This is a genomic window from Ruegeria sp. AF8 (assembly GCF_056541825.1).
In genome coordinates, this window is the sequence record NZ_JBQFYW010000030.1 from 18,425 (window position 1) to 28,596 (window position 10,172).

The window sequence follows — 10,172 nt, forward strand, 5'->3', positions numbered from 1 at the left end:
ACTGAACACGTCGACGTTCGCCTCGGTCGATACCGCCTACTGATATGCACGCACATGTTTTTTATTTTGAAAAACAAGCGCCCGCGTTTATCATTTCAGGTACAAGGAAAGGTATCGAACTTTCCCAGGGGCTGGTAAGCCCTTGATCGGTAGGCGGGTATCACGAGCGCAAGGTCCGAAGCACTGGGTTTTGCGATATGACTGGACTTGAATTTCTGCCTGTTCTCATCATGGTCGCCGGGGTAATCCTCGTGGCGACAGCCACGCTTTTTGTCTCGGCACTGTTGCGTCCATCCAACCCCTACCCGGCCAAAAACATGCCCTACGAATGCGGCATGGACCCTGCGGGAGAGGCGGCTGCGGGTCAGTTCAAGGCACAGTTCTTCCTGATCGCGATCCTGTTCGTCGTTTTCGATGTCGAGGCGATGTTTCTGTTCCCTTGGGCCGTCGTGCTGAAAGAGATCGGCATCGTCGGTTATATCGAAATGTTCGTTTTCATCGTCCTGCTGCTGGTTGGGTTTGCTTACGCCTGGTTGAAAGGAGCGTTGGAATGGGAAACGTAATCCGTGACAGCGTGCTGTTCACCACAACCGACCAGATCGTCCGCTGGAGTCGCAAATCGGCCCTCTGGCCCGAGACCTTCGGCATCGCCTGCTGTGCGATCGAGATGATCTCGGCCGGATGCGCGCGCTATGACCTGGACCGGTTCGGAGTGGTGTTCCGGCCGTCACCGCGCCAATCCGACGTGATGATCATTGCTGGCACGGTGACACGGAAATTCGCCCCGGTGATCCGCCGCCTTTATGACCAGATGCCCGAGCCGCGCTGGGTCATCGCCATGGGCACCTGCGCAATATCCGGCGGGGTTTATAACACCTATGCGGTCGTACAGGGATCCGAGACCTTCGTGCCGGTGGACGTGCATGTACCCGGTTGCCCGCCTCGCCCCGAGGCGCTGATGCATGGCTTCCTTCTGCTGCAGGAGAAAATCAAGAAATCCGAGGCGCTTGCGGATACGCCGCTGGGCCGGGCCGTGGGGCCATGACCATCCCGGCAGACCCATTCGTTTCCCGGGTCGAAACGCAGTTCGACGATGCGGTTTGTTACACCGGTGTGGCGCATGGAATCCACGTTTTCACCGTTTCGCCTGAAATCATCGTAGATCTCTGCAGATTCCTGAAAGACGAATTGGGTTTCAATTTTCTCTCGGACATATGCGGAGTCGATTACCTGCCGGACACGCCCAGGTTCGAGGTCGTCTATCATCTGTATTCTCTGTCCGAGAAATGGCGCATCCGTCTCAAATGCCGGTTGGAGGACCCACCGCATATCGACAGTGTGGCTGGCATCTGGCGCACTGCCAACTGGCACGAACGCGAAGCGTGGGACATGTATGGCATCACCTTTGATGGCCATCCGGATTTGCGACGCATCTACATGTGGGAGGGGTTCGAAGGATTCCCGCAGCGCAAGGATTTTCCGCTCAGGGGCTACAGGGATGAGTTGAACCCCTTTGGTGCCGAGGGGACGCCGCCAACGCGACCGGATCTTGAAACCAAAGACATCCCCGGCGGCACCGGAGGAAAATCATGACCGAGGCCACAGAACTCAGGCCGCCTCCGTGCGGGTTGCCGGGTACCAAGGAGGTGCTGTTGAACCTCGGGCCGCAGCATCCCAGCACGCACGGGGTTCTGCGTCTGGTGCTGGAAATGGACGGTGAATATGTCGAACGGGTCGACCCGCATATCGGCTATCTGCATCGTGGTACGGAAAAGCTGTCCGAGAACTTCACTTATACTCAAATCTTTCCGCTGACCGACCGGCTGGATTATGTCTGCCCGCCTTCGAACAATCTGGCCTTCGCGCTGGCGGTTGAAAAGCTCTTGGGCATCAAGGCGCCCATTCGCGCGCAATACATCCGGGTGATCATGGCCGAGCTTGCGCGACTGTCGGGACATCTGCTGATCACCGGCGCATTGCCTATGGATCTCGGCGCGATGACTGCACTGCTTTATGCGATGCGCGAACGGGAAATGATCATGGACCTGATGGAGATGGTCACCGGCGCGCGGATGCATACCTCATATTGTCGGGTAGGCGGCGTGCGCGAAGACCTGCCCGTGGAATTCGCAGGCAAGATCAGAGAGTTCTGCGACATCTTCCCCAATCGCATCCGCGACTACGAACGGTTGGTCGAGAACAACCGGATGTTCGTGAAGCGCACCAGAGGTATCGGTGTGATTGAACCCGACGATGCCATCGACCTTGGGCTCAGCGGTCCGAATTTGAGGGCCTCGGGCGTGGATTGGGACATTCGCCGGGATGAACCCTATGAAATTTACGATCAGGTCGAATTCGATGTGATTACCCATGAGGAAGGCGATTGCTATGCCCGGTGGCGTTGCCGGGTCGAAGAGATGCGCGAAAGCGTCAGGATCATCGAGCAATGCCTGGCCAAGATGCCTGAAGGCCGTTTTCTTGCGGATATTCCCACGGTGGCCTTCCCGGTCGACAAGGACCGCGTGCATAGCTCGATGGAGGCGCTGATCCAGCATTTCGACCTTTCGGCCTATGGCTTCAAAGTGCCCGCGGGCGAGGTCTATTCGGCAATCGAAGCTCCGAAGGGCGAACTAGGGTTCTATATCGTCAGCGATGGCAGCCCCAAACCGTTCCGAATGAAGGTTCGAGCACCGTCCTTTGTTAATCTCCAGGCGCTCTATGGCACGAAAAACGCCCATTACCTTGCAGACATGATCGCGGTGCTGGGCAGTTTGGATCCGGTGATGGCGGAGGTCGACAAGTGAACGCGCCCATGGACATGCGTATGCGGATTGAGGTCGTGGCGGCGCGGTATCCCGACCAGCGCTCGGCCATCATGCCGGCGCTATATATCGCGCAGAAAGAGCGCGGCGTTCTGACCGGCGAGGTGCTGGAAGAGGTTGCCGACATCCTCGGCGTGGAGCGGATCTGGGTCTATGAACTGGCCACCTTCTACACGCTCTATCGCACCGAACAGGTGGGCCGGTTCCACCTTCAGCTTTGCAACAACCTGTCCTGTATGTTGCGCGGGGCAGAGGCGTTGCAGGCGCATATGGAGCGGGTGCTGGGCATCGCGAAGGGTAGCACTACCGAGGACGGATTGTTCACTCTGTCCACAGTGGAATGCCTGGGTGCATGCGAAATGGCGCCGGTGATGCAGGTCGGCGACGACTATCACGGCAATCTTGATGCGATGCGGATCGACGACTTGCTTGCGGCATTGCGGAACTCCGAGGAGGCCGGTGATGACTGAGGCTGTCCTTCTCAGGAATGTCGGCATCCCCGACAGCCAGCGGTTGAGCGTCTACGAGACCACCGGCGGGTATCGCGCGCTTGCCAGGGTGTTGAAGGAATACACGCCGGACGAGATCATCGACGTTGTCAAAAACTCGGGCCTACGCGGGCGCGGCGGGGCGGGTTTTCCAACCGGTTTAAAATGGAGCTTTGTTCCGAAAGGCGGGGAGAAGCCGATATACCTCTGCTGCAATGCGGATGAGGGCGAGCCGGGCACCTTCAAGGATCGGATCATCATGGAGGAAGATCCGCATCTGCTGATCGAGGGGATGTCCATCTGCGCCTATGCGATCGGGGCCGAGACGGCTTATGTCTATATCCGCGGCGAATATGTGAAAGCGATCCGGACCTTGCAGGCGGCAATCTCAGAGGCGCAGGATAAGGGGTATATCGGACGCCACGTAATGGGCTCAGACTTCAGTTTCGACGTTCATATTCACGAAGGGGCCGGTGCCTATATTTGCGGTGAAGAAACCGCGATGCTGGAATCGCTTCAAGGACGCCGCGCGCAGCCAAAATTGAAGCCGCCCTTCCCGGCAGTGGCAGGATTGTACGATAGTCCTACGGTCATCAACAATGTCGAGACGCTGGCTTGCGTGCCGTCCATCATCGAACGCGGCGCATCTTGGTTTTGTGGAATTGGGCCGGAGAAAAGCCCGGGGCCCAAGCTGTATTGTCTGTCCGGGCATCTATGCAAACCTGGTCTCTACGAGCTTCCAATGGGCATCCCGTTGCGTGAGCTGATCGAAGAACATGGGGGTGGACCGCCTGAAGGCCGCCGGATCAAAGCGGTTATTCCCGGAGGCGTTTCGGCGCCGCTGATCCCGGAAAGCGGGCTGGATGTGGGTATGGATTTTGACTCACTGGCCGCTGTCGGTTCCATGCTGGGTTCGGCGGGGGTCATCGCGATTGATGACAACACCTGCATCGTCAAAGTTGCGACGCGTATCATCGAGTTTTTTCACCACGAAAGCTGCGGGAAATGTACGCCCTGCCGCGAAGGGCTGGACTGGGTGGTCAAGGTTCTGCACCGGATCGAAGCGGGCGAAGGCGCACCGAACGATCTGGACCAGTTGGAGGGGCTGTGCAGCGGTATTTTCGGCAACACATTTTGCGCTCTTGGTGATGGCGCGGCGATGGGGCTGCGCGCGTCGCTGGAGCATTTCCGGGACGAGTATGTCACCCACATCGAGGAAGGGAGGTGCCCGTTTCATTGAGCGATACTAGCGATATCACCACCCTGACCGTCACCATCGACGGGCATGAGGTGCAAGTCCAACCGGGAACCACAATCCTGAGCGCTGCGGAAGGATTGGGCATCGACATCCCCACCTTCTGCTTCCAGAAGCGGTTGCCCGTCCTGGCCTCATGCCGGATGTGCCTGGTCGAGATCGAAGGACAGGGCAAGCTACAGCCCGCCTGCGCCACCGCGGTCATGGACAGGATGGTGGTGCGGACGACAACTGAGCAGGTCGCCGAAACACGGTCTGTTATGCTCGACATGCTGCTGGCCAACCACCCGCTCGACTGCCCGATCTGCGACAAGGGTGGGGAATGCGAGTTACAGGATATGGTGATGGAATACGGCCCTCGGGAAAGCATGTTCCGCGATCCCAAGCGGGTGTTCCATTCCAAAGACATCCAACTCAGCCCGGTTGTCATCATGAACGTCAACCGCTGCATCCAGTGTCAACGATGCGTGCGCATATGCGAAGAGGTGGTCGGCGCGGTGGCTTTGGGAACTGTCGAAAAAGGCATGGACACCGCAGTGACCGGGTTCGAAGGCAGCCTTGCCAGTTGCGATCAATGCGGCAACTGCATCGAGGTCTGCCCGGTCGGGGCACTGATGAGCTTTCCTTACCGCTACAAATCGCGACCTTGGGACCTGGTTGAGACCGATACGATTTGTGCCCATTGCGGGACCGGTTGCCATTTGACGGTGGGCACGCGGGACGGTGAATTCATGCGGGTGCGATCGCAATGGGACAGGGGCCTGAACCTGGAAACCCTGTGCGTGCGCGGGCGGTTCGGGATGGACGTCTTTGCCAGCCCAGACCGGATCAAGCGCCCGATGGTCCGGCAGGACGACGCTTTGACTCCGGTATCTTGGGACGACGCGGGCGAGTATTTGCGCGCGCGACTGTCGCGGGCCAGGGGCAGGGCGGCCGGAATTGCCTCTCCCCGATTGACAAATGAGGCGCTGTTTCAGTTCGGGCGTTTGGTGCAGGGGACTTTTGACAGCGATTTGGTCGCGGTATCTTCGCGGTTCGATTTTCCCGATGGGCTTGGTTCGCTGCTGCGCGACTTCTATACGCGCGTGCCCTTCGAAGAGGTCATCAAGAATGGTTGCACGCTGGTGATCGGTAGCAACGTGACCGAAGAAAATCCGGTCAGTGAGTACATTTTGCGTGGCGCGGTGCGAGGTGGTGAGACACAGCTGTTTCTACTTTCGGCGCGCCCTTCGCGGCTCGACGCTGATGCACGCGCCGCGTTGCGGATGCTCCCGGGAACAGAGGCCTTCGTTTTGTCAGAGTTGCTCGAAGGTCTACTCGACCAGAGCGAGAGGCCCTCCGAACTGATCGTTTCTGAAATTGAAGCGGGCGGTGCACATGCAATAAATGAGCAGTCAGAGGTTGGATTGGGCGTTTTGATCGCTGCTCTGTCCGCTGCCCCCGGGGTAACGGTTCTGATCGGTACGGACCTGTTCAGATCCCCGGAGGCCGAAGCAGTGTTTTCCATGCTTCATTGTCTTTTGCATCGCTTGCAGGCACTTGGAAATACCGTTGCCTTGCAGGGGCTTTTTGATCGTCCGAACCAGTTGGGCGCACTGGACATGGCTGTGGGAATGAAAGGGCAAACGCTAGTAACGGTCGGTGAGGTGCTCGATCTGTGCGCCGAGGGTCAGGTCGGCACGCTTTATATTGCGGGCGCCGATCCTGTCCACTCCTACCCGGATCGCGCCCGTGTTGTAGACGCACTCAAGAAAGTGGATCTTCTGATCGTGCAGGATTGGGTCCAGACGGAGATTGCCGAGCTGGCCGATGTGGTGCTGCCTTCGGCGGCACATGGTGAAGAGTCAGGAACATTCACCAACAATGAAGGACGGGTTCAGGTGGTCCGCAAATTCCGTACTCCGGTATTCGCAGCGCGGAGCAATATCGAGATATTCGAATGGTTTGCGGCACTTGGCGATGCCGGTCTTGAGCACCCGGATCAAGTGGGGATTTTTGACGAAATCGCTAGGACATACCCCGCATATTTCGGCCTTTCGATTGACCAGATAGGACCGGATGGAGCTTTTACGTCTGTGTCGCAACGGCCCTTGAAGGGATCGCTCAATGTGCCAGAACCGGCCAAAATGGCAACCGGGGAAGGGCTCGCACTGATTACGGGCAACGGATTGTTTTACGGGGGAGAATTCTCTGAATATTCTGCCACACTCGCCACGGTGGCGGATGAGCCTTACGTGGAGATGAGTGCCAAGGATGCCGAAGAGCGAGGGCTTGCAGGTAAGCAAATAGTGGTTGTGACATCAGCTTCAGGGCACCTTACTGCACGCCTGAAGATCAACCCGCGGTTTCCCGAAGGGCTGGTATTTGCCCCGGAAAGTTATCGGAGCTTGCGGCTCAACAGCCTGATGAAGAAAGGCGAATTTCCTTGTCGCGTTGAGGTCCGAAAGGCCGACGGCTGAACCTCGTGCGAAATGTTGTGGATCAGTGATACCCGGTTCCTGCGATATATTCATGCAGTTCCTTTTGTGTCCTCAGCGCTTCGTCCAAGCGCGCCTTGACCACGTCACCGATGCTGATCACCCCAGCAAGCGTTTCGCCGTCCATCACCAGAACGTGCCGTGTCCGCTTTTGAATCATTGTTGCCGAAACCTTAGGCAGCAAGTCATCCTTGGAACAAGTGAAGATGTCGCTGCGCATGATTTCCGACACCGGTAAATTGACGACCATGGCGCCACGTTGCGCCGCCGCGTTGCAGAAATCGCGTTCTGAAACCGTGCCCAAAACGCGTGTGGGCGCCGTACCCACGACGGCCAGGCCGATCTGCTTTTCATGGAAGAGCCGAAGAACCTCGACCATCGTCGTTTCCGGGCTCACCGAAATCACCTCGGAGCCTTTCAGCCGCAAAATGTCAGAAACGAACATTCATACCTCCTTGGCGGAGTTCCCGCCTGTTGCCACATGCGCGTTTCCGTGTATCTGCAACTGGTATTGCGGACCGTTATCTGCGGCGAATGTTCCGCCACCAATTGTATCCCGTGTCCTGCGCGGTCTCTACGCGTACGCCGTCTTTGGTTTCCAGACGTGCGTTTACCACGCCGCCACCGGTATCGGCCTTGCCGGGCTTCGTCAGGAGCGTATCCCGGTCCACCACCAGATGGGCGGAGTCGTAGCTGGAAAATTCGTACTCTTGTCCCAACGCGATGGCGTCCGCCGGACATGCGTCCTCGCAAAGCCCGCAAAACAGGCACCGTGCGGTGTCGATGTCGAATACTTTGGGGTGGCGCGCACCGTTTTCGTCCTCGTAGGGAACCACGGTGATGCAGTCGCAGGGGCAGATCTTGGCGCAAAGTTCACAGGCGACGCAGTTAATTTCACCTTCTTCGTTACGCTTGAGGAAATGGTGGCCGCGATAGCGTGAATAGGGGAGCCATTTTTCCTTGTCAGGATATTGCTCGGTTACCGGTCGCGACAGCATGTAGCTGAACGTCAGAGCGAGCGCGTCGCCAAGGTCGGCGAAGAAGGCCCACCCGATCCAGCCTTGGCGTTTGTTTGCAGTGTCTGTCATGGTTGCCCTCATAGGAAAACAACCCCAGTTATCATTATGTTCGCGAGTGATAGCGGAAGCAAGACTTTCCACCCGATCTCCATCAACTGATCGTAGCGGTATCGCGGGAAAGTGAAGCGGAACCACATGAAGACATAGATGAAAAAGGCCACCTTCAGAATGAACCAAAGGATCGGCGGTAAGGGGATCAACACACCGTTCCAGCCGCCAAAGAACAAGATCACTGTCAGGACCGAGACCAGTACCATCACCACATACTCGCTGACCATGAAGAAGATGAACCGGATGCCGCTGTATTCGGTGTGAAATCCCGCACCCAGGTCGCCTTCGGCCTCGGCCAGATCAAAGGGAATGCGCTGAGCCTCGGCCAAACCGGCGACGAAGAAGACGAAGAATCCCACCGGCTGATACACCACGTTCCACATATCGGCCTGCGCACGTACAATATCGAGAAGGCTCATGGATTGCGCCAGCATCACCACCCCAATGACGGCAAATCCCATCGGGATTTCATAGCTGATCATTTGGGCGCAGGTCCTGAGCCCACCCAGAACAGAGTATTTGCTGTTAGATGCCCAGCCTCCGAAAATGACCCCGTAGACCTCGATCCCGATCACCGCGAAAACGAAAAGAAGGGCCACGTTCATGTCCGAGACATACAGGGTGATTTCGTGCCCCAATACCGAAACGCTCTCGCCAAAGGGTATCGCGACAAACACGACGAACGGCGGAAGCATCGCCAGAACCGGGGCGAGTTTGAATATCAGCCGATCAGCATCAGCAGGGATATGATCCTCTTTGGTCAACAACTTGATACCGTCGGCCAAAGGCTGCAACATTCCATGCCAGCCAACGCGCATCGGGCCCATTCGCTGCTGAATGTGCCCGGCGATTTTGCGTTCAAGCCAGACCAACGGCAACGGTAACAGCAACAAAGCCGCGATCAGGATGGCGACCTTCAGGACGATCAGGCCAATTGCAATAGCGAGTTCCATGGCTATAGGTTCGTTCAAAGTCAGGACCAGGGCGCGATGGATGCAACCCGAGGAATAATGCATTCATCTAAGACTAGCATATTTTCTGAGATCTTGTCAGAGCGCCCACCTAACGGCATTGCCAACTTAATCAGCGAGGATGTGTTGGAAACTTTGGTGCCCAATTGGCGGGTATGCGGGATCTGACGTTTGTTCTCATCGAATAGTTTTCGAACAGGTTTCAGCATGATCTCTTTTGAAAGGCTGCCATTTCCCCAAGGATGCAGTTTTGTACGCTGTGTACTTCTATTTGCGGCACACAGTGTCGTTTCGGGATTTGGAAGAGATCATGGCCGAACGCGGTGTGCGGATCGACCATGCCACTCTCAACAGATGGGTTGTCAAATATGCGCCGATGGTCGCTACGCGAGCGCAATCGAAGAAACGCCCAACGCTGAGTTCCTGGCGCATGGAAGAGACATACATTCGCGTTCGCGGCAAACGGGTGTACCTCTATCGGGCCGTTGACAAAGCAGGGAACACCCTTGATTTCATGCTGTCCGAGCGCAGGAACCGTCCAGCAGCAGCCAGGTTCTTTGCCAAAGCGCAGTCTTCAAGTTGAATCCCAGATAAAATCGGGATCAAAAAAGCGGTGCAACACAGCTGGTAACAAGGCGATCAACAAGATGCTAAAGGGATTTGGCTGCCCGATCCCCATCGAGATGGTGAGGCGGAAAATACTTAAACAATATCGTCGAGGAGGACCACGGTTTCATCAAACGGCGCATTCGGCCAATACTGGGGTTCAAAGCCTTCGCAACAGTTGCGGCTACACTGGATATAATCGAAGTGGCTAACATGCTACGCAAAGGCCAACTCACGCCCGGAGTCTGTCCGTTTCGTCAATTTGCGGAACTGGCTGCTTAAGCCGCAGGTTCGGCGTGAATTCTCTGTTAGATCAGAAACCTCGCAACATTTGTAGACGCCCAAAACGCAAGAGGTAATTTGGCCGGCAATTGCATTGGTTCGGGTACTGACATGTGTTCGGCCTGTTGCGCGGCCTTTGAA

At 56.9% G+C, this 10,172-nt stretch carries 10 protein-coding genes and 1 pseudogene; 8 read left to right on the forward strand and 3 right to left on the reverse strand.

Annotated features, from left to right (window positions below; translation table 11 throughout):
- Positions 1–197: 197 nt before the first annotated feature.
- The 7 genes from ACR0AO_RS23610 to nuoG are packed head-to-tail and all read left to right on the forward strand — an operon-like array spanning position 198 to position 7,024.
- Complete coding sequence (locus ACR0AO_RS23610; protein ID WP_480609088.1) at positions 198–563, forward strand: NADH-quinone oxidoreductase subunit A; 366 nt, start codon at positions 198–200, stop codon at positions 561–563.
- Complete coding sequence (locus tag ACR0AO_RS23615) at positions 551–1,045, forward strand: NuoB/complex I 20 kDa subunit family protein (protein WP_170763338.1); 495 nt, start codon at positions 551–553, stop codon at positions 1,043–1,045. The genes ACR0AO_RS23610 and ACR0AO_RS23615 overlap by 13 nt, the downstream gene beginning before the upstream one ends.
- Positions 1,042–1,593, forward strand: coding sequence for an NADH-quinone oxidoreductase subunit C (locus tag ACR0AO_RS23620; protein WP_480609091.1), 552 nt, complete (start codon positions 1,042–1,044; stop codon positions 1,591–1,593). Before ACR0AO_RS23615 ends, ACR0AO_RS23620 begins: the two co-directional genes overlap by 4 nt.
- Entirely contained in the window at positions 1,590–2,804 is a 1,215-nt protein-coding gene (nuoD, locus tag ACR0AO_RS23625; RefSeq protein ID WP_480609094.1) for an NADH dehydrogenase (quinone) subunit D, read from the forward strand. Before ACR0AO_RS23620 ends, nuoD begins: the two co-directional genes overlap by 4 nt.
- The gene (gene nuoE, locus ACR0AO_RS23630) at positions 2,801–3,292 is read left to right on the forward strand and encodes an NADH-quinone oxidoreductase subunit NuoE (RefSeq protein ID WP_480609097.1); all 492 of its coding nucleotides are present in this window, start codon (positions 2,801–2,803) and stop codon (positions 3,290–3,292) included. Before nuoD ends, nuoE begins: the two co-directional genes overlap by 4 nt.
- Positions 3,285–4,550 (forward strand): NADH-quinone oxidoreductase subunit NuoF, encoded by a 1,266-nt coding sequence (gene nuoF, locus ACR0AO_RS23635; RefSeq protein ID WP_480609100.1) that lies wholly within the window; start codon positions 3,285–3,287, stop codon positions 4,548–4,550. The genes nuoE and nuoF overlap by 8 nt, the downstream gene beginning before the upstream one ends.
- Positions 4,547–7,024: an NADH-quinone oxidoreductase subunit NuoG gene (gene nuoG / locus ACR0AO_RS23640; RefSeq protein WP_480609103.1), complete on the forward strand. Its 2,478-nt coding sequence runs from the start codon at positions 4,547–4,549 to the stop codon at positions 7,022–7,024. The genes nuoF and nuoG overlap by 4 nt, the downstream gene beginning before the upstream one ends.
- 22 nt (positions 7,025–7,046) lie before the next feature.
- Here the strand turns inward: nuoG and ACR0AO_RS23645 are convergent, their stop codons facing one another.
- The 3 genes from ACR0AO_RS23645 to nuoH all read right to left on the reverse strand — a co-directional run bounded on the left by ACR0AO_RS23645 (position 7,047) and on the right by nuoH (position 9,125).
- Complete coding sequence (locus ACR0AO_RS23645; RefSeq protein ID WP_480609106.1) at positions 7,047–7,487, reverse strand: CBS domain-containing protein; 441 nt, start codon at positions 7,485–7,487, stop codon at positions 7,047–7,049.
- A 76-nt stretch (positions 7,488–7,563) separates the two neighbouring features.
- On the reverse strand, positions 7,564–8,130 hold the full coding sequence (locus ACR0AO_RS23650; protein WP_480609108.1) for an NADH-quinone oxidoreductase subunit I: 567 nt from the start codon (positions 8,128–8,130) through the stop codon (positions 7,564–7,566).
- 8 nt (positions 8,131–8,138) lie between these two features.
- On the reverse strand, positions 8,139–9,125 hold the full coding sequence (gene nuoH / locus ACR0AO_RS23655) for an NADH-quinone oxidoreductase subunit NuoH (RefSeq protein ID WP_480609110.1): 987 nt from the start codon (positions 9,123–9,125) through the stop codon (positions 8,139–8,141).
- A gap of 235 nt (positions 9,126–9,360) precedes the next feature.
- Here nuoH and ACR0AO_RS23660 point away from each other — a divergent pair.
- Positions 9,361–10,031: pseudogene (locus ACR0AO_RS23660) on the forward strand (IS6 family transposase).
- Positions 10,032–10,172: the final 141 nt, after the last annotated feature.

Coding starts and splice junctions, on each gene's coding strand:
- ACR0AO_RS23610 (WP_480609088.1), top strand. CDS start 198: ATGACTGGACTTGAATTTCTGCCTGTTCTCATCATGGTCGCCGGGGTA.
- ACR0AO_RS23615 (WP_170763338.1), top strand. CDS start 551: ATGGGAAACGTAATCCGTGACAGCGTGCTGTTCACCACAACCGACCAG.
- ACR0AO_RS23620 (WP_480609091.1), top strand. CDS start 1,042: ATGACCATCCCGGCAGACCCATTCGTTTCCCGGGTCGAAACGCAGTTC.
- nuoD (WP_480609094.1), top strand. CDS start 1,590: ATGACCGAGGCCACAGAACTCAGGCCGCCTCCGTGCGGGTTGCCGGGT.
- nuoF (WP_480609100.1), top strand. CDS start 3,285: ATGACTGAGGCTGTCCTTCTCAGGAATGTCGGCATCCCCGACAGCCAG.
- ACR0AO_RS23645 (WP_480609106.1), bottom strand. CDS start 7,487: ATGTTCGTTTCTGACATTTTGCGGCTGAAAGGCTCCGAGGTGATTTCG.
- ACR0AO_RS23650 (WP_480609108.1), bottom strand. CDS start 8,130: ATGACAGACACTGCAAACAAACGCCAAGGCTGGATCGGGTGGGCCTTC.
- nuoH (WP_480609110.1), bottom strand. CDS start 9,125: ATGGAACTCGCTATTGCAATTGGCCTGATCGTCCTGAAGGTCGCCATC.